Raw genomic sequence first — 22,568 nt, 5'->3', positions numbered from 1 at the left:
GGTAATAGGCGGGCATACGGAGAACGCGCAGGGGCCGTGGCAAGGCGTCACGGTGCACCGCGCATCACCCTCCGTGATGCCGTTGGCAGATATCAGGCCGGTCTCCGGGCTTGTGAGCGGGCCTTGGCCCAGGCCTGCGCGCCTTCCCGGGCTTACACCCAGTGGCCCTGCGCGGCCGCGACTCACCTACCGTTGCGGGGGCAGCGCCGGAATCGCGCCATGCTGGCGCCCACCGGCTTCCCAGTTTCACCCTGCCCAGACGGGGCTGGCAGGGCACCTGAAACACGCGCGAAGGTTAGAGGGTTGCATCCGGAGCGTCAATCGAAGCGGGCGCCCCACGGACAAACAGGCAAGGCCGTGGGTAATGGCTAATTTGCCAGCCTGTGCCAAACTGATATCACATAGCCATCACTCTCAACTGTACGCGACCACAACCACAACAGGAGAGCGCAGCATGCGAGGCCAGATCATCAACAACGCAAACCTGCAGTTCCTCAGCCTGGTGCTGGATCGCTGGATCGACTGCATCGACCGCTTCAACCAGTTTGCCGGCGATGCCGAAGCCCCGTACTGGCATGGCGCGGCCGCCAACACCGGGTTACTGGCTGCGGCGGCCTGGCAGGCTGAATTGGTGGCGCTGGAACAATTTGTCGGCAAGAAACAGCGCGACGAAGGTGATTATGAAGGGCGCTGCGACCTGTCGATCAGCAGTGCTGACGAAGTGCTGCATCTGAGCATCAGCCAACGCTGGCCAAGGCTCGCCAAGCTGGACATGGCACCCGCTCTCCAACAAACCGCTGCCCTCGCTCGCCAAGTGGCCTACCCCAGCCAACTGAAAGCCGGGGCACTGTTCATAACCCCTTGGAAGGCAGGCCAGCACGCCAGCCCCGAGGAGTTGCAAGACCTGGTCGATGACTTGCAGAAGCACACTGCCTGTGTCATCGCCTGGTACTTCCCGTATGCCTACCGCAAACTGCACAACGAATCAGGCCAGTACTTCCCCGGGGTAGCGTTGCTGATCAAACAGGCGTGAGGTGCCAACCGCCTGCAACCTCAGGCGGGGAAAAACCGTTCGACCAATTGTGAGTTGCCCAGGCGTTCAACATAGGCTTCCCTGACAAACAACTCGCCAGTGCGCAAGTCATACACCGGGCCGGACGTCGGCTTGGATACCTGGCGCAAGCGAACGTTGACAAAGCGATAGTCGGCCCCAGTAATCTGGCCAATGTACTCGATCTGAAAGTAGGCACCCGGCATGAACAAGGTTTCGGCTTCTTCCTTGTAATTGGAAAATGCCGTGACCGGAACACCACTCGAATACGCCCCGGCAGGCAATTCGAACACCACCGAACTTTCATCGAACACCCCATGCTCCCCAGTGCTCGCTATGTCGTCCGGGTCGGCAGCGAACTTGCGCATCATGTAGGGGTTTTCGGTAAAGGATGAGAGGTCGGTATTGACCAAGGTGTCACCCACCTTGAAACGGCCGCTGCGAAAATGCACGCCACTGGTGCCACGCACACCGTGCCCGCCGCGGTACAGCGGTACAGCAGCATCCCGAGGCAGGCGCTCCATGCTGGTGGCCAACTTGTTCAGGTAGCTGACCGGCGAGCCGCTTTGCTCACCCCTGCGCAGGTAATTGTTGATCGAATCATCATGGGTGTAGACCTCGATCAAGCTGTTGTTGTAGTGCGCACCCTCCCGGTACGTGTAATGCGCCTCCCCCTCGTACTCGACGTATTCAAACCACTGCGCGTCAACCAACGGGTCGGCACCATAGGGCACCGAGGCAATATCCGCCGAGTCCAACAGCGCCCGATGCCGCAAGTATGCCTCGGAGGACATGCCAGCACTGCGTTGCTGGTTGCTACGCATGTACTCATCCCAGAAGGGCGATGGCTCACTCGCCAAGCCTTCATCGGGTGCGCCCCCCTTCAGCCGTGGCGGCTCGAGCAATTCCCACTCACCGCTGCCTGACAAGCGCACCGGTCGCATTGGAGCGAAGGCAAACGGGTTATCGGGGTCAACGACCAGCCAGTGCTTGAGCTCACTGCTATAGCGCACGCGATAAGGCAACCCGGCCAAGTCGATCCAGCACTCACCGTAAGGGCCAAGCCGGATGCCCTTGAGTTCGTCAGTGCCGAGCGCCTCGCCCGCCAGCACCACATTGGCCTCTTGGCCCACCAAGACCTTTTCAGGCGCTTGTGCCACTTGCCAGCCGCCCAGCGAAACTTCTACTTCATGAAATGGAGGCTGATACGACAGCGCCTTGAGCGTGCTCGAAGCCCTGGTGTCGACTTCAACCATACCCAAGGCCGCGAAAATGCTGTCGAATATCGCCGCCCCCAGCGCCGCCTCGCGGCCTTCGCGGGTACGGGCATGCAGCCCCAGGTCAACGTCGACATACAGTTTGCCAAATGACAGCCCAAGGATCGCCAGCGGCAGGCTTGGGCACAGCGGCGCAAGATAGAACGTAAAGCGCAACAACACATCGAGATAACCGTTGAACATCCCTTCCCGCAACCGGTGGTTGTCCACCAGCATCTCGGCGTTGTGCCGCATGTTCTGCGCGGCATCCTCCCCCAGATGGCCGAAGAAATCAGCCGAGAAAGGCCGGCATGAACGCTGCAGGAGGCCCAGTGCCTCGTGCTCGCTACGGCTTCCTGCGATGGCCTGGAGTGCCTCCCTTGCATCATCCGTTTCCACCGTCAGCTGTGGGTCTGTGACGATGCCCGCCAAAACACGCTGCAAACCATCCCGAGTACCCAACTGCGCCTTGAACCATCCCGCCATCGCTTGCTGTGAATCAAAGCCGCGCAAGGTCTGCTCATCGAAAGGCAGGTAAAGCACTGTCCGCCCACTGGGCAGCGCCAGCACATACATCCATACCCGCCCTGCACCTGCGGGGTGGCAGGCGCTAACGGTTATTTCGCTGGGAGGGGCCGCCTGGCGCAATTGTTTCAGGCTCGGCACGCTGCCCTGCGGTTTCAAAGCGGTATCCACCAAGCCTCGCAGTAGAGATGCGTCGTCCGTGGTGATGGTGCCGTCGCGCAGCGCACGCACGCATTGCCCCAAAAGGTTGACCTTGGCCAACACTTGGAAGTCGCCCGCTCGGGTAGCCCAGAAGTCTTTCACCTGCTGGCGCACGAGCTTGGCAAAATCGAGTTTCCAGAAGTCACGTTGTACTTCGCGCGCCAGCATCGGCACTTCGTTGCGCTCATCAAACCAAGGGGCACGCGGCCCCTGTCGGTAGAAGCCGCCGTACAGGTCGAGCTCATCGGTAGCCTCCTGGAAGCCCAGGTCAAAACGCTCGACGACCAACTCGGTCAGGCGCAGCGACTTGATTGGCGGGCCACTGTGCGCCCAACCATTGAAACTGCGGCTGCTGGAACTGGCGCCCGTGAACTGATGCCACCAGACACGGTCCGGGTCCCAGTCTTTTTTTGTGTGCTGGCGCACGATTTCGCCGGCATGGGTGCGGGCCAGCCGGTAGGGGTCGGGGTAATCCCGCACAAAATCCCGTGCCAGCTGCGCCAGCTCATGGCCAACCCCCAATACATGAAGGTTGTGCTGCATTGCCTGTTGCAGATCGTACATAGTCGTTTCCTGATGGATGCCGGAAACGAAATGGTCGCCAGCCGCCCTCCCCGGGCGGCGGTAGATATGTCTGGGCGTGAGGTGTTACTGACGAGGGAAGAAGCGGTCTGCCAAAGCTGGTGTGCGAAACCGGGCCCGGTAGCTGGGCAAGTCGAACACCTGGCCGGTACGCAAGTCGTAAAATGGCCCGGCAGCCGGTTTTTCGATTTGCCTCAGGGTGACGTGAATAAAGCGGTAGTGCTGCCCATAGACTTGCTGCAGCTTGTCAATCCGAAAGTAATTGCCCGGAAGGAAAACCGTTTCAGCTTCGTCCCAGTAAAGCGAAAAGGGACTGATTGGCGTACCGCTCTGGTAGGCGTTGGCCGGCAATTCAAAGACCACGGAACTGTCATCGAAAATACCCGGCACATCCATCGGCGCCTGGGCAGAACGTTGCGAAGCGAACTCTGCGACCATGTAAGGGTTTTCGGTAAACGATGTCAGGTCAGTATTTACCAGCACATCTCCGACCTTCAATTGACCCGTTCGATATCGCTCCCCACCCGTACCTCGCGATACATGGCCGCCACGAAACAGGCTGACATCCTGATTTTTGGGAAGAGACTCCAGGTTGTCGGCCAGTTCAAGCAAGTAGTCATCTTCATCGCCATACTTATAGAAACCAACCCTGAATACATCGTTTACCGTTGCTTCGTCACAGGTGTAATACTCGATCAGGGAATTGAAAAACTGGCGGTCGTAGCGGTAGCTATAACTTGGGGTACCACCCTGCAGGATGCAATCCAAGCCGCGGCTGTCCACATCTAGCTCATGTCCTGCAGGCAACTCGGGAATGGCCACGTTTCTAAGCAGCCCCTTCTGCCGATGCAGCGCACTGGCCGACAGCACTTTGCTGTCCACTGCGTTTACCGAGGTATAGGCATCCCAGAACTGCGACGAAACACTGTCCATGCCTTCAACCGGTGGCGGCGCCCCTCCCAGCAAGCGTGGAGGTACCAGCAGCTCCCATTCATCATTCTGATTCAGGCGCACCGGGTAAATGGGGCCGAAGCTGAATGGGTTATCAGCTTTCACGATCAACCAGGCTGACAGCTCGTGGCTGTATCGCACTCGGTAAGACATGCCGTTCAAGGTAATCCAGCAACTACCGTCATCGTTGACACGCACCCCACGCAAACGACCATGTTGTGCCAGCTCTCCTTCCAACAGTGCATTGGTCTCGATCCCTTCGACTGGCAAGGTGGCAGCAGATGCCACCTGCCAATGCTCCAGCGAAGCGCCTGCTTCATTTTGTGGCGCCTCATAGGTGAGAAAAGCAAAGCTCGATTGAAAGCCTAGGTCGGCCATGTTCAACGCGGCGAACAGGGTATCGAACATCGCACTGCGCAGCGCTGCCTTGCGCTCCTGCTCATCCTGGGTATTCAACGCAATATCCACTTCCAGGCCAACCTTGCCGACACTGGCACCCAATAGCGTCAACGCCATTGGCCAACCCAACGGGGCAAAACCACCGAACACCTTGATGAACGCATCCAGATAGCCGGTCCACATGGCCTTGCGCAGGTCGGCATTGCTGGTCATTGCCGCTGCGCTGATGCGCATTTCATGGGCCACCTGATCACTCAGATAGGCGAAGAAATCGTCCTGCAAAGGCCGCTTCATGTAATCCAGCAACGCTTCAGCCGCCTGGTCTGTCTGGCTATCGGCAATACTGCGCAAGTGGGTACGTATGCTTCGCGCCCGCTCAGCATTCCGCTGATCGGCATGAGCGGCACTGGCAAATGCCTCCATCACGCTGGCATTGCCCAGCTGCTGCCGAAGCCAGCCAGCCATTCCCTGCTCCGACTCGAAGCCCTGAAATGCCTTCTCCGACCATGGCAGGTACAAAAGTGTCCGCCCGTCATCCGCTGCCAAGCTATAGATGCAGCCCCTGTCGCTTTCATCCAGCGCATAGCGACTGATGACAAACGGGTTCGCATTGCTGCTGCGCTGAAGAATGGCCAGTGTCGGCAAATCTCCCTCGGCCAGATCACTGGCAACCAGGGCCCGTAAGCGCCCCCAGTCGGCCCGGTTGATAAGCCCAGCGTCCAGAGCCCGGCGCCCCTGTCCAAGGACATTGACCTTGCCCAGCACTTGGTAATGCGCTCTGTGCTTACGCCAGAAACCATTGATCTGGTCACGATAGGCCTGGGCAAAATCCAGTGCCCATAAATCCTCTTGCACCTTGCTGCCCAGCATCCGCACTTCGTTTCGCTCATCGAAACTGTTGGCGTGGGGTCCTTGCCTATAGAAGCCGCCATTCAGGTCAAGGTCGTCTGGTGCATCTTGAAAGTGCGAATCGAAGCGCCGGATGATCAACTCCGCGAGGCGCATCGAATTCAATGGCCGCCCGTGGTGCTGCCAGCCGGTGAAGGTACGCGCACTGCTGCTGGCGCTCTCGAACTGGTGCCACCAGATAAACCGCGGCGACATGGCCCGCCCGGTGTGCTTGCGCAAAATCGCAGCGGCAAGCTGGTTGGCCAAAGTGAAAGGGTCTGGGTATTCGCGAATGATGTCATACACCAGCCACACCAGAGGGCGGCCGGCATCGAGTGTATCGAGGCTGCGGTTGACGCGATCTTTTATGGAGGTCATTGCCCTTTCCAGAAGAAGATGGATCGAGCGACCATCTTCTTTGTTCAACAGGGCAATGCGCGGTAGCGGGATGCTGCCTGAGCGAGGCAGAAATCAGGGGTTCTGTGCGAGGTGCCCTTGCGGGATCACCCGCTTGGCCTGCAGGTAGGCCTTGGCCCAGTAGCTATTGGACAGGTAGTCCAGGCGTACGGTCCCGCCTGTGGAGGGGGCATGCACGAAGCGCCCTTCTCCTACGTAGATACCGGCGTGGCTGACTTGCGAACCACCACTGGTGGCGAAGAACACCAGGTCACCGGACTGCAGCGAGCTGGCATCCACCGTGGGCGCGCGCATGACAATCATCTCCCGCGTCGAGCGCGGCAGGCTGATGCCCGCAGCATCACGGTACACGTACTTGATCAGGCCGCTGCAGTCGAAGCCGGAGTCCGGCGTATTGCCGCCCCAACGGTAAGGTGTGCCCACCAGGCCGATGGCACGCATCAACACGTCATCAGCAATTGGCGAGGGGCTGGGCTGGCTATAGGTGATCTGCGGCTGTACCACAGTGGCCGGCGCAGGGGCACGGCTGGAGCAGGCAGCCAGCAGGGCCGCCAGGGAGATAAATGCAAAGCGCGCCACTTTTACCATGGCCAGAACATCCTGTCTGAGACCGCCGGGCTGCAGCCGAAAAGAGTTGAGAATTTAGATTAGACGCTTTCTGTAAATGCGCACGGCGGCGAGCTTTTTTCAAAGCATCGCCGCCGTGGCAGGGTACATCATTTTGATATCAGTTGCGCGCGATATTGGTCGGCGCCATGGCCAAGGCACGCTTGGCTTCGATGAAGGTCTTGCTCCAGTAGCGGTCACCGAGGCTGTCGATGCGCACGCCACCGCTGCGGCGGCTGCTGGAGTGGATGAACTGGTTGTCACCCAGGTAGATGCCTGCATGGCTGACGCGGCCACGGCCATTGGTGCTGAAGAACAGCAGGTCACCAGGCTTGAGCTTGTTGCGCGCCACTTTCGGGGCATCGACGTTGATCATTTCACGCGTCGAGCGTGGCAGGGTCACGCCCGCCTCTTCGCGGAACAGGTAGCCGATGAAACCACTGCAGTCGAAGCCGGACTTTTCCGAGGTACCACCGAAGCGGTAGCGGGTGCCGATCAACGACATGCCGCGCTCGAGAATGCTGTCAGCCAGGACCGGCAGCTGGTAAGGCTTGCTGTTGCTGGAGAAGGCCTCCAGGTCATCTTCAGTGGCCAGCTCTTCCGGCTCGCCGAATACCGACGAGGACGAGGCTTTGGCCTTGAACGCCGACTGTGCGGCGATCGGGGTGTGATCCTGGGGCTGCAGCTCTGAATGAGAAGCTGGGCCTTGGGCCGCGCAGCCAAAAAGCAGGGTCACGAGTGCGAGTGGCACGAGGGGTGCGAAGCGCTTTAGCATGGGCACGACCGTGTCTGTAATCCTTTAGAAGGGTGAAACTATGCCCTCTATCATGGCCATTTGCAAATTTTATCGAAAAAGATGTGACTTTTTTGTTTTGCCGCTCTGGCCCAGCGTTTTCAGGGGGTTACCAGCCGAGGGTTTCCTTGAGGAAGGGGATGGTGAGCTTGCGTTGGGCCTGCAGCGAAGCCTGGTCGAGGCGCTCCAGCAGGTCGAACAGTGCGCTCATGCTGCGTGCGCCGCGGGTGAGGATGAAATGGCCGACTTCGTCGGTAAGGTGCAGGCCACGGCGCGAAGCACGCAGTTGCAGGGCGCGCAGCTTGTCTTCGTCGGACAGGCCACGCATCTGGAACACCAGGGCGAGGGTCAGCCGCGACTTGAGGTCCGGCAGCTTGATCGGCAGTTCGCGCGGCGATGCCGAGGCAGCCAGCAACAAACGCCGGCCACTGTCACGCAGGCGGTTGAACAGGTGGAACATGGCCTCTTCCCAGTCGGCCTTGCCGGCGATCACGTGCAGGTCGTCGATGCACACCAGTTCGTACTGGGCCAGGTAGTCGAGCAGCTCCACGCCACGGTCGAGCAGTTGTGCCAATGGCAGGTAGACCGCGGGTTCGCCGCGTTGCTGGAAGCGGTGGGTGGCAGCCTGCAGCAGGTGGCTACGGCCAACACCCTGCTTGCCCCACAGGTAGATAAGGCTCTCGGTCCAGCCGGCGTCGGCTTCGCATAGCCGCTCGACGTAGCCCAAGGCCGCGGCATTGGCGCCCGGATAGTAGTTGATGAAGGTGGCGTCATCGCGCAGGCGCACACCCAGGGGCAACTGGATCGGTGGTTTCATGCTCGCGGGCGGTCGGCACGACCGCAGGGGGCCTTTGGTGAACAATGTGCAAAGTCTATACCCGCAACGCGGGGCGCACAATCTCGACAACGGATAGCACAAGCAAAATCAACAGGTTGCGCGCTAAACACCTGAAATACGCTCCTACAGGGGGCCGCAACGCGGCCCAGGGGTTACAGCTCCGGGTCGACATCCCCGGCATACATGTCCGATTCCTTGTACAGGTCATGCACATGCCGCAACAGCACCATGATCACTGCCGCCACCGGCAGCGCCAGCAGCACCCCGGTAAAGCCGAACAGCTCACCACCTGCCAGGATGGCGAAGATCACCGCTACCGGGTGCAGGCCGATGCGGTCGCCCACCAGCAGCGGGGTCAGCACCATGCCTTCAAGTGCCTGCCCGACCATGAACACCGCGACGATGCCCAGCATCGGGTACAGGTCGCCACCGAACTGGAACAGGCCGGCCACCAAGGCCGCACCAATACCAATGATGAAGCCCATGTACGGCACGATGGCCGCCAGCCCGGCGATCATGCCAATCAGCAGGCCAAGCTCCAGCCCCACCAGCATCAGCCCGGCCGAATAGATGATGCCAAGCGCCACCATCACCAGCAGCTGCCCGCGCACGAATGCCCCCAGCACTTCATGGCATTCGCCCGCCAGGCCCATCACTTGCGGCTCACGCTGACGCGGCAGCAGGCCACGCAGCTTGCCCATCATCAGATCCCAGTCACGCAGCAGATAGAAACCCACCACCGGGATCAGCACCATGTTGGCCAGCCAGGCCATCAACGCCAGGCTCGAAGCGGTGGCATGGGACAGCAGCATGCCGACAATGTCGGTGGTCTGGCCCATGTGCGCGCCAATGGCGGTCTTGATCTTGTCGAACTTCCAGAAGCCATCAGCCAGGCCCATGCGCCCCTGCACCCATGGCAGCGCCACATGCTCGAGCCAGTCGAGCATCTGCGGCGCCAGCTCGTACAGGCGCACCAGCTGCTTGGCCAGCATTGGCACCAGCACCAGCAGTAATGCCAGCAGCACCAGGCTGAACAGGCCGAACACCACCACCACACCCCAGGTACGCGACAGCCCCATGCGTTCGAGGCGGTCGACCAGCGGGTCGGCCAGGTAAGCCAGCAGGATACCGACCAGGAACGGGGTAAGAATGTTGTGCAAGCTATAGAGCAGCACGGCGATCAGCAGGGCAGCACCCAGCCATATCCAGCGACGCATGTCGGTCACAGTGTGCTCCCCTTACCAGCGAAAACGCAGGCCGTCGAACGGCTTGGGCGCAGGCTGGGCCAGCGCTGGCTGCCCCGCTCCGGCACTGGCTGCCGGGGCCGGGGTGGCAGCCACCACAGGCGCCTGCTCTACCGGCACTTCCTGCAGTTTGGCCAGGCCAAGCTGGGCACGCAGCTGTTCGCGGTTGGCCGTTACCCCGTAGGTCAGGGTAGTGCCTTCGGCCATCTGCAGGCGTGAGCCATAAGGTTCGAGCACGCGGGCCAGTTCGGCGTAACGCTGCAGGTTCATCCCCTGCACCTGCAACTGCAGTTGGCTGCTGGCGCCCGGGCGGGTGACATAGCGCGGCGCCAGGCGGCTACTGACCGCAAGCATCACCGCGTCGGCCAAGGCGGCCTGGTCGGCGCCCTCGGCACTGCCTTGCTCGCGCTGGTCGCCCAACCACAGCTGCCACTTGCCCTGCCACTTGCCGTCGGCCTCTTGGGCGTGCACCGCCAGCAAGGCATCGGCGCCATAGCGCTCGGCGGCCTGGCGCAGTGGTGCCGGGTCGCTGCTTTCGACCTGCTTGGCATTGGCCACCAGCTGCTCCTGCAAGTCTGCCAGCGGCAGGCGCAACGGCAAGCCACGGTGCTGGGCAGCACGGCGCAGGGGTTGGGCGCTGGCCTGGCCATCGCCTACCAGGTTGCTGCCTTCGGCGCCGTCGCTCAGCCACCAGCCAAGGATCGAGGGGCGGTTGCTACCCCACAAGGCCAGGCCGGCCTTGCGCAAGGCCCGCTCGGTACTGCCAGGGTCGAACTCCACCAGCACCGACTCGGGCGGGCCGGCTTCAGTGCCCACCTGGTTGATGATTTGCTGCGGGTCCTTGCGCAGCTCGGCCAGTGCCGGGCTTTGCGCCGCCTTGGGGTCACCGGTCAGGCGCAGCACCAAGGTGTCGAGGGCCTTGGCGGTCGCCGCAGCACGGGCTTCGGCGCCCTGCCCTGCGACCGGCTCGCGCACCTGGTAAAGGCCGGAGACATTTTCAGCCTGGGCTGTGGCCGAGATCAGGGCCAGGCAACCGACTGCCAGAATATTGAAAAAACGCATGGAGGATTCCTGTCCATTTACCGCAATGCCTATACCTTATACACGGGGGCACAAGGTCACCAGTCGCGAGGGGTGAAAGATTGGTTGCGGGAGATATGCGTGGGGTCTGACAGGTGTTCGTCGTGGGAGGTTCAGCGCCTGGGAGATCAAGCGCCAAACCTCTGAAGGCCGATACCTCAACTATTTACCCAATTTCATGCCCTGCCCGTCGGCCTGAGGATGGCCGCTGCCCGACAACCCTGATAAAATCGCGCGCCTTCACAGACCACTGACGTTTCAGGCAGCCGCCGCTTTCCAGCCGGCCTTGGCCGCCATGGTCGTTTTTAAGAATCCCTCCCTCCTAAAGGCCTGGATCAATGAGCAAGCAACCCTCCCTGAGCTACAAGGACGCCGGTGTAGACATCGACGCCGGCGAAGCACTGGTCGAACGCATCAAGGGCGTGGCAAAACGCACCGCACGCCCTGAAGTCATGGGTGGCCTGGGCGGCTTCGGCGCCCTCTGCGAGATCCCGGCCGGCTACAAACAGCCGGTGCTGGTCTCTGGCACCGACGGCGTCGGCACCAAGCTGCGCCTGGCGCTGAACCTGAACAAGCACGACAGCATCGGCCAGGACCTGGTCGCCATGTGCGTCAACGACCTGGTGGTGTGCGGTGCCGAGCCGCTGTTCTTCCTCGACTACTACGCCACCGGCAAACTGAACGTTGACGTGGCCGCTACCGTGGTCACCGGCATCGGTGCCGGTTGCGAACTGGCCGGCTGCTCGCTGGTTGGTGGTGAAACCGCCGAAATGCCTGGCATGTACGAAGGCGAAGACTACGACCTGGCTGGCTTCTGCGTCGGCGTGGTGGAAAAGGCCGAAATCATCGACGGCTCCAAGGTTGCCACTGGCGACGCGCTGATCGCCCTGCCATCCTCGGGCCCGCACTCCAACGGCTACTCGCTGATCCGCAAGATCCTCGAAGTGTCCGCTACCGACATCGAGAACACCCAGCTGGACGGCAAGCCGCTGACCGACCTGCTGATGGCGCCAACCCGCATCTACGTCAAGCCGCTGCTGCAGCTGATCAAGAACACCGGCGCAGTCAAGGCCATGGCCCACATCACCGGTGGTGGCCTGCTGGACAACATCCCGCGCGTACTGCCGAAAAACGCCCAGGCCGTGGTTGACGTGGCCAGCTGGCAGCGCCCGGCGGTGTTCGACTTCCTGCAGGAAAAAGGCAACGTCGACGAGCACGAAATGCACCGCGTCCTGAACTGCGGCGTGGGCATGGTCATCTGCGTGGCCCAGGACCAGGTCGAAGCCGCCCTGAACGAACTGCGCGCCGCCGGTGAACAGCCATGGGTCATCGGCCACATCGCCGAAGCCGCCGAAGGCGCCGCCCAGGTCGAGCTGCAGAACCTCAAGGCACACTGATGCCAAGCAAGACCTGCAATGTAGTGGTACTGCTGTCGGGCTCCGGCAGCAACCTGCAAGCCCTGATCGACAGCTGCCAAGGCCAGGACAGCCCCGTGCGCATCCGTGCGGTGGTTTCCAACCGCGCCGATGCCTACGGCCTGCAACGCGCCGCGGCGGCCGGCATCGACAGCGTCGTGCTCGACCACACCCAGTTCGACGGCCGTGAAGCCTTCGATGCCGCGCTGATGGCGCGCATCGACGGCTTCACCCCGGACCTGGTGGTGCTGGCCGGCTTCATGCGCATCCTCAGTGGCGACTTCGTGCGCCACTATCAGGGCCGCCTGCTCAACATCCACCCGTCGCTGCTGCCCAAATACAAGGGCCTGCATACCCACCGCCGGGCACTGGAGGCAGGCGACGTCGAGCATGGCTGCAGCGTGCACTTCGTAACTGAGGAACTCGATGGCGGCCCACTGGTCGTACAGGCTGTAGTACCGGTGCCATCTGACGACACCATCGACAGCCTGGCCCAGCGGGTACACCGCCAGGAACACCTGATCTACCCGTTAGCAGTGCGCTGGTTCGCAGAAGGGCGCTTGCGTCTTGGCGAACAGGGTGCATTACTAGATGGCCAGCCCCTGCCGGCCAGCGGTCATTTGATTCGATCCTAGGAGAAATTATGCGTCGCGCCCTGCTCTTGGCTCTCGCCGTGCTCGCCCTGCCCCTCCAGGCAGCTGATCTGAAGCCATTCGCGGCCAGCTATACCGCTGACTGGAAGCAGCTGCCCATGAGTGGTACTGCCGAGCGCAGCCTGGTCAAAAATGCCAACGGTACCTGGGACCTTAATTTCAAGGCCTCCATGATGATCGCCAGCTTGACCGAGCAAAGCACCCTGCGCATGGAAAACGACACCCTGCTGCCGCAGAAGTACCACTTCGAGCGCGGTGGCCTGGGCAAGGCCAAGAAGGTCGACCTGAACTTCGACTGGAACGCCAAGAAAGTTACCGGTAGCGACCGTGGTGATGCGGTCAGCCTGCCACTGAACCGCGGTGTACTGGACAAGTCGTCCTACCAACTGGCCCTGCAGCATGACGTGGCCGCCGGTAAGAAGAGCATGACCTACCAGGTGGTCGACGGTGACGAGATCGACACCTACGACTTCCGCGTGCTGGGCACCGAAAAGGTCACGACCAAAACCGGCCAGATCGATGCGGTAAAGGTCGAGCGCGTGCGCGACCCAAGCCAGAGCAAGCGCATCACCGAGCTGTGGTTCGCCAAGAGCTGGGACTACCTGCTGGTGCAACTGCGCCAGGTCGAGACCGATGGTAAGGAGTATGTGATCGTGCTGCAGGATGGCACGGTCGATGGCAAGCCGGTGAAGGGTAACTGAGCCAGCACTGCCAGCAGCAACCGAAAGCCCCGCCTTGTGCGGGGCTTTTTTGTGCCGCCTCCGTTCATGCCTGACCTGCGCGAACTCCTGTAGGAGCGGCCTTGTGTCGCGATGGGGCGCGCAGCGGCCCCAGGATTTCTGCCCTGTCTCAAGGTTGCCGGGGCCGCTCTGCGGCCCATCGCGACACAAGGCCGCTCCTATAAAAAGCCGCGTCAGCAGGCCCAGGAGCTGTTCATGAAACTTGTTTCATGCCCGTTTTATTTACTTAGCCTGCTAACAAACTCTATAAAAGGGGTGTGCGACACAGTGTCGCAGCCATCTGAAGAAGTGGAGTTTACCGATGACTGTCCAAGTAACCGAACGCGACGAATCGAGAATGTCCCACGAAGGCCTGGCCGCTGGCGTGCGGATCTGGGATGTGCACCAACAAGGCCAATTGGTGGGTATGTTCCACAACGAAGACGAAGCGCACCAGTACCGCGTAGAGCTCGAAGAGCTGGAAAACCAGCGCACCACGCAGTGACCCAGCCTGCAAATAGAAAACCCCGCCAAGGCGGGGTTTTTCGTGTTTACCACATCAGATCATCAGGGATCTTGTAGGCCGCGTAAGGATCGTCCTCGTCCGCTTCCTCGACATGGGTGTTGAGCAACAGGATACGGCTGGGGTCGCGTTCCTGGATCTTCACTGCCGCTTCACGCGGGATAACCTCGTAACCGCCGGCGTGCGCCACGACGGCCAATGCACCATTGCTCAGCTTGGTACGCATCAGGGCGTTGACGGCAATGCGCTTGACCTTCTTGTCGTCAACGAAGTTGTAGTAATCCTCGGTGCTCAGCTTCGGCAAGCGGGTGGCTTCGATCAGTTGCTTGATCTGCGCGGCACGGGCCTTCTGCTCGGCCTTTTCCTGCTGCTGGCGGTTCAGCTCCTGGTCGCGCTTGGCCTTTTCGGCCATGGCTTCCTTGGCCATGCGCTGCTGGCTGTCGTCGACTTCGACCTGGCCTTTGTGCTCCATGCGCTTCTGTTTCTTTTCAGCTTTGTTGGTCTGCGAGACCTGTTTCTGGTTGACCAGACCGGCTTTGAGCAATTGGTCGCGTAGGGAAAGGCTCATGAATGTTCACTCACTTAATGCAACAGCTCAGCCGCAGCTGGGCAGGTTCTTTTCCTGACGTTTGGCTTCACCCCAAAGGGCATCCAGCTCGTCAAGGTTACAATCTTCGATAGGGCGACCACTGTCGCGCAATGCCTGTTCGATAAAACGGAACCGTCGCTCGAACTTGCGGTTGGCGCGGCGCAGCGCGTTTTCCGGGTCTTGCTTGAGGTGGCGAGCCAAGTTTACAGCGGCAAACAGCAGGTCGCCGACTTCATCCTCAAGCGCATCGGCATCGCCGTCGGCCATGGCCTGCAGCACTTCATCCAACTCTTCGCGGACCTTGTCCAGCACCGGCAATGCCGCAGGCCAGTCGAAACCAACCGTGGCTGCACGTTTTTGCAGTTTGGCCGCACGCGACAGCGCCGGCAATGCCGCCGGTACGTCGTCGAGCAGGGACAGCTGTTCAGGCTGGTTTTTTTCTGCGCGCTCTTCGGCCTTGATTTCTTCCCAGCGTGACTTGACCTGGGCCTCGCTCAGGCTGGGGGTGTCCACTGGCGCGTACAGCTCGCCGGTGGGGAATACGTGCGGGTGACGGCGGATAAGCTTACGGGTAATGCTGTCGACGACGCCATCAAACTCGAAACGCCCTTCCTCGCGGGCCAACTGGCTGTAGTAGACCACCTGGAACAGCAGGTCGCCCAGCTCACCTTGCAGGTGCTCGAAATCACCGCGCTCGATGGTGTCGGCAACCTCGTAGGCCTCTTCGATGGTGTGCGGGACGATACTCGCGTAGTTCTGCTGCAGGTCCCATGGGCAGCCATACTGCGGATCGCGCAGGCGGGCCATGAGGTGCAGCAGGTCTTCGAGGGTGTAGGTCATTAAGGCAGGTCCTTCGGTGGTGGCTTCTTCGCGGTTGAACCCGCTCCCCCTTGTACAGTGCAAATCTGAAGCTTTGCACCTTTTCTGTGGGAGCGGGTTTACCCGCGAAGCAGGCGCCGCTGTCTCAAGGGGTACGATTACGCCGCGTCTCGATGATGTTCGGCAACTGCGAGATCCGCCCCAGCAGGCGGCCCAGCGCGTCCAGGCCTGGAATCTCGATGGTCAGCGACATCAGCGCGGTGTTGTCTTCCTTGTTCGAGCGGGTGTTCACCGCCAGCACGTTGATCTTCTCGTTCAGCAGCACCTGCGACACGTCGCGCAGCAGGCCCGGGCGGTCGTAGGCACGGATGACGATGTCGACCGGGTAGGTCTGCACCGGGATCGGCCCCCAGCTCACCTGGATCATGCGCTCCGGTTCCTTGCCCGCCAGCTGCAACACCGAGGCACAGTCCTGGCGGTGAATGCTCACGCCACGGCCCTGGGTAATGTAGCCGACAATCGCATCGCCCGGCAGCGGCTGGCAGCAGCCCGCCATCTGCGTCAGCAGGTTGCCGACACCCTGAATCTGGATGTCGCCACGCTTGCCGGTACGCGGCCCGGTAGGCTTGCGCGGCACCAGTTCGATCTGTTCGATGCGCTCGGGTTCCAGCAACTGCTGAGCGGCGTTGACCAGGTGGGCCAGGCGCAAATCGCCAGCGCCAAGCGAGGCGAACATGTCTTCGGCGGTCTTGACGTTGGTCTTCTCGGCCAGGCGCTCGAAGTCCACCTGCGGCAGGCCCAGGCGGCTAAGCTCGCGTTCGAGCAAGGTCTTGCCGGCAGCGACGTTCTGGTCGCGTGCCTGCAGCTTGAACCAGTGCACGATCTTGGCCCGCGCCCGCGAGGTGGTGACGTAGCCCAGGTTGGAGTTCAACCAGTCACGGCTGGGGTTGCCGTGCTTGCTGGTGATGATCTCGACCTGCTCGCCGGTCTGCAGGCTGTAGTTGAGCGGCACAATGCGCCCGTTGATCTTGGCGCCGCGGCAGTTGTGACCGATTTCGGTATGCACGCGGTAGGCGAAGTCCAGCGGTGTGGCCCCCTTGGGCAAGTCGATGGCGTGGCCGTCGGGGGTGAATACATAAACCCGGTCTGGCTCGATGTCGACCCGCAGCTGCTCGGCCAGGCCACCGATGTCGCCCAGCTCTTCGTGCCATTCCAGCACCTGGCGCAGCCAGGAGATCTTCTCTTCGTAGTGGTTGGAGCTAGGCTTGACGTCGGTGCCCTTGTAGCGCCAGTGGGCACAAACGCCCAGCTCGGCTTCCTCGTGCATGCCATGGGTGCGGATTTGCACCTCCAGCACCTTGCCCTCGGGGCCAATCACCGCCGTGTGCAACGAGCGGTAGCCGTTTTCCTTGGGGTTGGCGATGTAGTCGTCGAACTCCTTGGGGATGTGCCGCCACAAGGTGTGCACGATGCCCAGCGCGGTGTAGCAGTCGCGGATTTCCGGCACCAGCACGCGTACCGCGCGCACGTCGTAGATCTGGCTGAACTCCAGGCCTTTGCGCTGCATCTTGCGCCAGATGGAATAGATATGTTTTGCCCGGCCGCTGATGTCAGCCTTCACGCCAGTGGCCAGCAACTCGTTCTGCAACTGGTTCATCACATCGCTGATGAACCGCTCACGGTCCAGCCGGCGCTCGTGCAGCAGCTTGGCGATCTGTTTGTACTGGTCGGGTTCAAGGTAGCGGAAGGACAGGTCTTCCAGCTCCCACTTGATGTGGCCGATACCCAGGCGATGCGCCAGCGGCGCATAAATGTCGAATACTTCACGCGCGACACGCAGGCGCTTTTCATCGTCGGCGGCCTTGACCGCACGGATCGCGCAGGTACGTTCCGCCAGCTTGATCAGTGCCACGCGCACGTCGTCGACCATGGCCACGAGCATCTTGCGCAAGTTTTCGACCTGCGCCTGCGAGCCCAGCACCAGCGACTGCCGCGGGCTGAGGCTGGCACTGATGGCGGCCATGCGCAGCACGCCGTCGATCAGCTTGGACACCACCGGGCCAAAGCGCTGGCTGACTTCGGCCAGGGTTACCTTGCCCTCGCGCACCGAGCGGTAGATGACCGCAGCCACCAAGGAGTCCTGGTCGAGCTTGAGGTCGGCGAGAATTTCGGCGATCTCCAGGCCCGCCTGGAAGCTGGACGTACCGTCCGCCCAGGAATGCTTGGCCGGGTTGCCCTTTATCTCGACCTCGTGGGCAAACTCGCAGGCTTCTTTCAGCTCTGCGCGATCCAGTGCCGAATCGACGCTTACCACATGGTCCAACCATGCTTCGAGATTGATACTGCCGTCGGTGTTGACCGGCTGGTGCACTCTCACCTGTACCATCTTTTTTTACCTTTCCATACAGCGCAGCACTCATGGCTGCGCTGGCGATCACCGTGTGGCTACCCTTCCGTGGTAGCCGCACCAAGGGGCCAGTCAGCTAGCCCGCTTCGAATAACGCCATGGCTTCGACATGCGCCGTCTGAGGAAACATGTCGAGAATCCCGGCCCTTTTTAACCGGTACCCCTGGCCGACCAGCACCTGGGCGTCTCGCGCCAGCGTGGCCGGGTTGCACGATACGTAGACCAGCCGTCTGGCCTTGAGGCGGGCGATGCCTTGCACCACCTCGTACGCACCGTCGCGCGGTGGATCCAAGAGTACCGCAGAAAAGCCTTCGGCGGCCCATCCGGTGCTTGCCAAAGGCTGCGATAAATCGGCCTGAAAAAACTCTGCGTTATGCACATTGTTGTTCCGGGCATTGGCCGCGGCCCGATCGACCATGGCCTGTACACCTTCCACTGCCACCACCTCACGCGCCTGGCGGGCCAACGGCAGGGCAAAGTTGCCCAAGCCGCAGAACAGGTCCAGCACGCGCTCGTCGGCCTGCGGTGCGAGCCAGGCCAAGGCCTGCTCGATCATCGCCGTGTTGACCTGGGCATTCACCTGCACGAAGTCACCTGGGCGCCAGGCCAGCTCCAGCTGCCATGGTGCCAGGGTAAAGCCCAGTTGCGCGGCCGGGTCTACTGGCGCCGGCTCGCCTTCGCCCTGCAGCCACAGCTGGGCATTGGCCTGCTCGCAGAACGCCTGCAGCCTGGCCAGGTCTTCCGCTGGCAGCGGTGCCACATGGCGTACCAGCACCGCCTCGGCGGTGCCGCTGAACAGTTCTACATGGCCCAGCGCCTGCGGTTTGCTTAACGAGCGCAGCACGGTTGGCAAATGGCGCAAAATTGACTGCAAGGGCTGTACCAGCACCGCGCAATCGTCGATGGCGATGATGTCCTGGCTGGCTTCAGCGCGGAAGCCCACGTCCAGATGGCGTGCCTTGACGTCCCAGCGCACGGCCACGCGGGCGCGGCGCCGGTAGCCGAATTCCGGCCCGCTCAGTGGTGCGGCCCATTCTTCGGGTTGCACGCCAGCCACCCGCTGCAGCTGCTCGGCGAGGGTGCGCTGCTTCAGCGCCAGTTGCGCATCGTGTGGCAGGTGCTGCAGGTTGCAGCCACCGCAGCGGTCGTAGTACCGGCACGGTGCTTCACGGCGCTCGGGGCTGGCCTGCAGTAGCCGCTCCAGGCGGGCTTCGACCACTTTGCCACGGGCATTGAGCACCCGCGCCTCCACGGTTTCACCGGCCAGGGCACCACTGACGAACCAGGTGCGCCCTTCCAGGAAGGCGATGCCGCGGCCGTCACCGGCAAGGCGCTCGATTTCCAGGCGCTGTTTCTTGCCCACGGGGACCTGGGGGCTGCGGTTGCCGCCGGCCGGCTGGAAGCGCAGGCCGCTGTTGCTTTTTTTCTTGGACATTTAGCTTGGGTCGAACAGGCCGGTGGACAGGTAACGGTCGCCGCGGTCGCAGATGATCGCGACCATCGTGGCATTTTCCACCTCGCGGGACAGGCGCAGCATGGCTGCGACCGCACCACCAGAGGACACACCGCAGAAAATGCCCTCTTCACGGGCAAGGCGGCGGGTGGTGTCTTCGGCTTCCTGTTGCGACATGTCGACCACGCGGTCGACACGGCTGGCGTCGAAGATCTTCGGCAGGTACTCCTCGGGCCAACGGCGGATGCCAGGGATGGCCGAGCCTTCCATCGGTTGCAGGCCAATGATCTGCACCGCCGGGTTCTGTTCCTTGAGGTACTGCGAGCAGCCCATGATGGTACCGGTGGTACCCATGGAGCTGATGAAATGGGTGATGCTGCCCTGGGTCTGCTGCCAGATCTCCGGGCCGGTGCTGTTGTAGTGGGCGATCGGGTTGTCGCCGTTGGCGAACTGGTCCAGCACCAGGCCGCGGCCTTCGGCCTGCAGTTTCTCGGCCAGGTCACGGGCGCCTTCCATGCCTTCTTCCTTGGTCACCAGGATCAACTCGGCGCCATAGGCGGTCATGGCGGCCTTGCGCTCGGCGGTGGAGTTGTCGGGCATGATCAGGATCATCTTGTAGCCCTTGATCGCCGCCGCCATCGCCAGGGCGATGCCGGTGTTGCCGGAGGTGGCTTCGATCAGGGTGTCGCCGGGCTTGATCTGGCCACGTAGTTCGGCGCGAGTGATCATCGACAGTGCCGGGCGGTCCTTTACCGAGCCGGCGGGATTGTTACCTTCGAGCTTGAGCAGGAGGGTATTGCTGGTTTCGCCAGCGATGCGCTGCAGGCGAACCAGAGGCGTATTGCCGACGCAATCGGCGATGGTTGGGTACTGCAAGGTCATGGCGTATTTCACAATCCGGACGGCAGGGGCGCCTATCATACCGGCAAACCCTTCGCGGCCATATCACGCAATCTGTGGTGGATATAGCTACAAGCTATAACGGTATGACATGTGCCGGCCCTTTCGCGGGTAAACCCGCTCCCACAGGGGTTCCACTACCCTCAAAGCTAGTGATGTACCTGTGGGAGCGGGTTTACCCGCGAAGGGGCCGCCACATGTAACGGCAACCTCATCCATAGCCGCAGCCCACGCTTGCCATTCTGCGCCCACAAGGTCCCGCCCTGGCGCTGAATGGCACTGCGGGCAATGCTCAGCCCCAAGCCGAAACCACCATCCCCGGGCCGCGAACCGTCCAGCCGCGAGAACGGCGCAAAGATCCGCTCCAGGTCCTCTTCAGCCACACCGCCACCTTCATCCTCCAGCCACAGCCACCAGTAACTGCCCTCATGCTGTGCCCCCAACCGCACCACACCCTCTGCGGGCGAGTGACGAATGGCATTGCGCAACATGTTCTCCAGCGCCTGGGCCAGGTGATTGAGGTTGCCCTGCACCCAGCAGTCGGCCGGCACTTCGCAGCGCAGCCGCTTGGGTGACCAGCCGCTCTCGTAGCTGGCATTCTCGGCCAGCAGCTCCCACAGCGCCTGGACCTCGATCGGTTCCAGGTTCATCGGCGCACGTTCGGCGTCCTGCCAGACCAGCTGCAAGGTGTCTTCGACCAAGTGCTGCATGCAGTCCACTTCACGGCTCAGGCGCTCGCGCAGGCGCTGCAGGTCGGTTTCGCCATCGCAGGCCACCCGCAGCCGGCTCAGCGGCGTGCGCATTTCATGGGACAGGTCGCGCAGCAATTGTTGCTGCATGGCCACCGTGCCCTGCAGCCGCTCGGCCATCTGGTCGAAAGCGCGGGCCAGCTCGCCAAGCTCGTCATGCCGGGCAATGGTGCGCGAGTCGAGACGGGCCGATAGCTGGTCGGCACGCCAGGCATTGGCCTGCTCACGAAGCTGGTTCAGCGGCACGATCAACATGCGGTACAGGCCCACGCACAGCAGCAAGGTGAACAGGCCTGGGATGATGCCGTTGGTAACGATGCGCCACAGCAACCGGTACTGGTCCGGATTGAACCGCTGCGGCAGCTCGATCACCAGCATGCCCTGCTCCGGCGCCCCCGGGAACGGAATACGCACCCACGGCTGGTTGACGCTGCGCCGGCTCATCGGCCAGTCGACACCGCGTAGGCGTGTCAGCCGCTGCATGATCTGCGGGTCGAGGGTGGCGCTGTCGAGCGGCCGCAGGTTGATATCGAGCACGCCAACCCAGCCCCGCTCGCGCTGGTGCATCGCCGTTACCCACTGGTCCAGCCCTGCCCGCCCACCGCTGCGCCAGGCCTGCTCGGCCTCAGCGGCATAGCCGCGCAACGCCAGCCGCGCGGGCTCCGAAAGGAAGGCGTTCTGGGTTTCCATGTGCCGGCCCCAAGTGTAGCTGAGGCCGATCATCAGTAGGCAGAAACCCACCAGCAGGATGGCCAGCTTCCAGAACAGCGAATGGCGGTCAAGCACGGGTCACTCCGCTTCGCTGGCGCTGAGCACGTAGCCCTTGCCCCACACGGTGCGGATCTGCCGTTCGTGGTAGCCGATGCCCTTGAGCTTGCGGCGGATCTGGCTGACGTGCATGTCCAGGCTGCGGTCATGCCGCGAATAGCCGCGCTGCAGCACTTGCTGGTACAGGAACGGCTTGCTCAACACGTCATCGAGGTTGCGATTGAGGATGTCGAGCAAACGGAATTCGCTGGGGGTCAGGCCCGCCAGGTGGCCACCGAGGCGCACGTCGCACAGCCCCTCGTCAAACTGCAATTCGCCGCAGGCGCCATGCTCCTGCGGGGCTTGATGGCGACGCTCAAGGGCCACGCGGCGCAGGATTGCCTCGATGCGCACCTGCAACTCGGCCATGCTGAACGGCTTGGGCAGGTAATCGTCGGCACCGCGCTGAAAACCACTGATACGGTCAGCCTCGGCGCCCAGCGCCGACATCAGGATCACCGGCGTGGCACTTTTCTTGCGCAACTGCGCCAGGGCATCCAGGCCGTTGAGCCCGGGCAGCAGGATGTCCATGAGCACCACATCGAAAGCGTGGCGCCCAGCCGTTTCCAGGCCCTCCAGGCCATTGCGGCACCAGGTCACCTGGAAGCCGCCACGCTGCAACTCTTCGTGCAGGTAAGCGCCGAGGACCGGATCGTCCTCGATGGCGAGGATATTGGAATTGTGAATAGCTACAGGATTCATT

Annotated in this window: 19 protein-coding genes and 1 riboswitch; of the genes, 5 read left to right on the top strand and 14 right to left on the bottom strand. The window is 62.0% G+C overall.

Annotated elements, in window-relative coordinates; genetic code table 11:
- Positions 1 to 77: 77 nt before the first annotated feature.
- Positions 78 to 296, bottom strand: a riboswitch (cobalamin riboswitch).
- 158 nt (positions 297 to 454) lie between these two features.
- Positions 455 to 1,033, top strand: a complete 579-nt coding sequence (locus tag ABE456_RS06715; protein ID WP_346643226.1) for a hypothetical protein — start codon at positions 455 to 457, stop codon at positions 1,031 to 1,033.
- Between the two features lie 20 nt (positions 1,034 to 1,053).
- On the opposite strand, the gene ABE456_RS06710 is transcribed toward ABE456_RS06715, so the two are convergent.
- From ABE456_RS06710 to ABE456_RS06680, 7 genes are all read right to left on the bottom strand, one after another.
- Entirely contained in the window at positions 1,054 to 3,576 is a 2,523-nt protein-coding gene (locus ABE456_RS06710; protein WP_346643253.1) for a DUF6543 domain-containing protein, read from the bottom strand.
- A 105-nt stretch (positions 3,577 to 3,681) separates the two neighbouring features.
- Complete coding sequence (locus tag ABE456_RS06705; RefSeq protein ID WP_346643225.1) at positions 3,682 to 6,279, bottom strand: DUF6543 domain-containing protein; 2,598 nt, start codon at positions 6,277 to 6,279, stop codon at positions 3,682 to 3,684.
- Between the two features lie 45 nt (positions 6,280 to 6,324).
- Complete coding sequence (locus ABE456_RS06700; protein ID WP_346643224.1) at positions 6,325 to 6,858, bottom strand: C40 family peptidase; 534 nt, start codon at positions 6,856 to 6,858, stop codon at positions 6,325 to 6,327.
- A 139-nt stretch (positions 6,859 to 6,997) separates the two neighbouring features.
- Complete coding sequence (locus tag ABE456_RS06695) at positions 6,998 to 7,651, bottom strand: NlpC/P60 family protein (RefSeq protein ID WP_346643223.1); 654 nt, start codon at positions 7,649 to 7,651, stop codon at positions 6,998 to 7,000.
- Positions 7,652 to 7,778: 127 nt separating this feature from the next.
- Positions 7,779 to 8,486 carry a DnaA regulatory inactivator Hda gene (gene hda, locus ABE456_RS06690; protein ID WP_003252443.1) on the bottom strand — a complete coding sequence of 236 codons (708 nt, stop codon included), beginning with the start codon at positions 8,484 to 8,486 and terminating at the stop codon, positions 7,779 to 7,781.
- 173 nt (positions 8,487 to 8,659) lie between these two features.
- A complete protein-coding gene (locus ABE456_RS06685; RefSeq protein ID WP_346643222.1) occupies positions 8,660 to 9,733 on the bottom strand; it encodes an AI-2E family transporter in 1,074 nt (357 codons plus the stop codon).
- A gap of 12 nt (positions 9,734 to 9,745) precedes the next feature.
- Positions 9,746 to 10,813: a DUF2066 domain-containing protein gene (locus ABE456_RS06680; protein ID WP_346643221.1), complete on the bottom strand. Its 1,068-nt coding sequence runs from the start codon at positions 10,811 to 10,813 to the stop codon at positions 9,746 to 9,748.
- Positions 10,814 to 11,169: 356 nt separating this feature from the next.
- On the opposite strand from ABE456_RS06680, the gene purM reads away from it, so the two are divergent.
- From purM to ABE456_RS06660, 4 genes are all read left to right on the top strand, one after another.
- Positions 11,170 to 12,228, top strand: coding sequence for a phosphoribosylformylglycinamidine cyclo-ligase (gene purM, locus ABE456_RS06675; protein ID WP_003252437.1), 1,059 nt, complete (start codon positions 11,170 to 11,172; stop codon positions 12,226 to 12,228).
- Positions 12,228 to 12,881: a phosphoribosylglycinamide formyltransferase gene (gene purN, locus ABE456_RS06670; protein ID WP_346643220.1), complete on the top strand. Its 654-nt coding sequence runs from the start codon at positions 12,228 to 12,230 to the stop codon at positions 12,879 to 12,881. The genes purM and purN overlap by 1 nt, the downstream gene beginning before the upstream one ends.
- 8 nt (positions 12,882 to 12,889) lie before the next feature.
- Positions 12,890 to 13,600, top strand: coding sequence for a DUF3108 domain-containing protein (locus ABE456_RS06665; RefSeq protein WP_346643219.1), 711 nt, complete (start codon positions 12,890 to 12,892; stop codon positions 13,598 to 13,600).
- A 340-nt stretch (positions 13,601 to 13,940) separates the two neighbouring features.
- Complete coding sequence (locus tag ABE456_RS06660; RefSeq protein WP_346643218.1) at positions 13,941 to 14,123, top strand: hypothetical protein; 183 nt, start codon at positions 13,941 to 13,943, stop codon at positions 14,121 to 14,123.
- A 46-nt stretch (positions 14,124 to 14,169) separates the two neighbouring features.
- Here ABE456_RS06660 and ABE456_RS06655 read toward each other — a convergent pair whose 3' ends face one another.
- The 7 genes from ABE456_RS06655 to ABE456_RS06625 all read right to left on the bottom strand — a co-directional run bounded on the left by ABE456_RS06655 (position 14,170) and on the right by ABE456_RS06625 (position 22,567).
- Entirely contained in the window at positions 14,170 to 14,709 is a 540-nt protein-coding gene (locus tag ABE456_RS06655; RefSeq protein WP_346643217.1) for a DUF2058 domain-containing protein, read from the bottom strand.
- 27 nt (positions 14,710 to 14,736) lie between these two features.
- Positions 14,737 to 15,570, bottom strand: a complete 834-nt coding sequence (mazG, locus tag ABE456_RS06650) for a nucleoside triphosphate pyrophosphohydrolase (protein WP_346643216.1) — start codon at positions 15,568 to 15,570, stop codon at positions 14,737 to 14,739.
- Between the two features lie 124 nt (positions 15,571 to 15,694).
- Positions 15,695 to 17,935 (bottom strand): GTP diphosphokinase, encoded by a 2,241-nt coding sequence (gene relA, locus ABE456_RS06645; protein WP_346643215.1) that lies wholly within the window; start codon positions 17,933 to 17,935, stop codon positions 15,695 to 15,697.
- Between the two features lie 97 nt (positions 17,936 to 18,032).
- Positions 18,033 to 19,391 carry a 23S rRNA (uracil(1939)-C(5))-methyltransferase RlmD gene (gene rlmD / locus ABE456_RS06640; RefSeq protein ID WP_346643214.1) on the bottom strand — a complete coding sequence of 453 codons (1,359 nt, stop codon included), beginning with the start codon at positions 19,389 to 19,391 and terminating at the stop codon, positions 18,033 to 18,035.
- Positions 19,392 to 20,291: a cysteine synthase CysM gene (gene cysM / locus ABE456_RS06635; protein ID WP_346643213.1), complete on the bottom strand. Its 900-nt coding sequence runs from the start codon at positions 20,289 to 20,291 to the stop codon at positions 19,392 to 19,394.
- 167 nt (positions 20,292 to 20,458) lie between these two features.
- Positions 20,459 to 21,844, bottom strand: coding sequence for a sensor histidine kinase (locus ABE456_RS06630; protein ID WP_346643212.1), 1,386 nt, complete (start codon positions 21,842 to 21,844; stop codon positions 20,459 to 20,461).
- A 3-nt stretch (positions 21,845 to 21,847) separates the two neighbouring features.
- Complete coding sequence (locus ABE456_RS06625) at positions 21,848 to 22,567, bottom strand: response regulator transcription factor (protein WP_346643211.1); 720 nt, start codon at positions 22,565 to 22,567, stop codon at positions 21,848 to 21,850.
- Position 22,568: the final 1 nt, after the last annotated feature.

It is taken from the genome of Pseudomonas sp. TWI929 (assembly GCF_039673335.1).
Taxonomy (GTDB): domain Bacteria; phylum Pseudomonadota; class Gammaproteobacteria; order Pseudomonadales; family Pseudomonadaceae; genus Aquipseudomonas.
The sequence above is the reverse complement of the archived record's forward strand: the minus strand, read 5'-3'. Positions and strand labels throughout refer to the sequence as shown.

Excerpts from the sequence above, each read along its gene's own strand:
- purM (WP_003252437.1), top strand. The coding sequence starts at position 11,170 with ATGAGCAAGCAACCCTCCCTGAGCTACAAGGACGCCGGTGTAGACATC.
- ABE456_RS06680 (WP_346643221.1), bottom strand. The coding sequence starts at position 10,813 with ATGCGTTTTTTCAATATTCTGGCAGTCGGTTGCCTGGCCCTGATCTCG.
- ABE456_RS06625 (WP_346643211.1), bottom strand. The coding sequence starts at position 22,567 with ATGAATCCTGTAGCTATTCACAATTCCAATATCCTCGCCATCGAGGAC.
- relA (WP_346643215.1), bottom strand. The coding sequence starts at position 17,935 with ATGGTACAGGTGAGAGTGCACCAGCCGGTCAACACCGACGGCAGTATC.
- purN (WP_346643220.1), top strand. The coding sequence starts at position 12,228 with ATGCCAAGCAAGACCTGCAATGTAGTGGTACTGCTGTCGGGCTCCGGC.
- ABE456_RS06695 (WP_346643223.1), bottom strand. The coding sequence starts at position 7,651 with ATGCTAAAGCGCTTCGCACCCCTCGTGCCACTCGCACTCGTGACCCTG.
- ABE456_RS06665 (WP_346643219.1), top strand. The coding sequence starts at position 12,890 with ATGCGTCGCGCCCTGCTCTTGGCTCTCGCCGTGCTCGCCCTGCCCCTC.
- cysM (WP_346643213.1), bottom strand. The coding sequence starts at position 20,291 with ATGACCTTGCAGTACCCAACCATCGCCGATTGCGTCGGCAATACGCCT.
- mazG (WP_346643216.1), bottom strand. The coding sequence starts at position 15,570 with ATGACCTACACCCTCGAAGACCTGCTGCACCTCATGGCCCGCCTGCGC.
- ABE456_RS06715 (WP_346643226.1), top strand. The coding sequence starts at position 455 with ATGCGAGGCCAGATCATCAACAACGCAAACCTGCAGTTCCTCAGCCTG.
- rlmD (WP_346643214.1), bottom strand. The coding sequence starts at position 19,391 with ATGTCCAAGAAAAAAAGCAACAGCGGCCTGCGCTTCCAGCCGGCCGGC.
- ABE456_RS06660 (WP_346643218.1), top strand. The coding sequence starts at position 13,941 with ATGACTGTCCAAGTAACCGAACGCGACGAATCGAGAATGTCCCACGAA.
- ABE456_RS06700 (WP_346643224.1), bottom strand. The coding sequence starts at position 6,858 with ATGGTAAAAGTGGCGCGCTTTGCATTTATCTCCCTGGCGGCCCTGCTG.
- ABE456_RS06655 (WP_346643217.1), bottom strand. The coding sequence starts at position 14,709 with ATGAGCCTTTCCCTACGCGACCAATTGCTCAAAGCCGGTCTGGTCAAC.
- hda (WP_003252443.1), bottom strand. The coding sequence starts at position 8,486 with ATGAAACCACCGATCCAGTTGCCCCTGGGTGTGCGCCTGCGCGATGAC.
- ABE456_RS06710 (WP_346643253.1), bottom strand. The coding sequence starts at position 3,576 with ATGCAGCACAACCTTCATGTATTGGGGGTTGGCCATGAGCTGGCGCAG.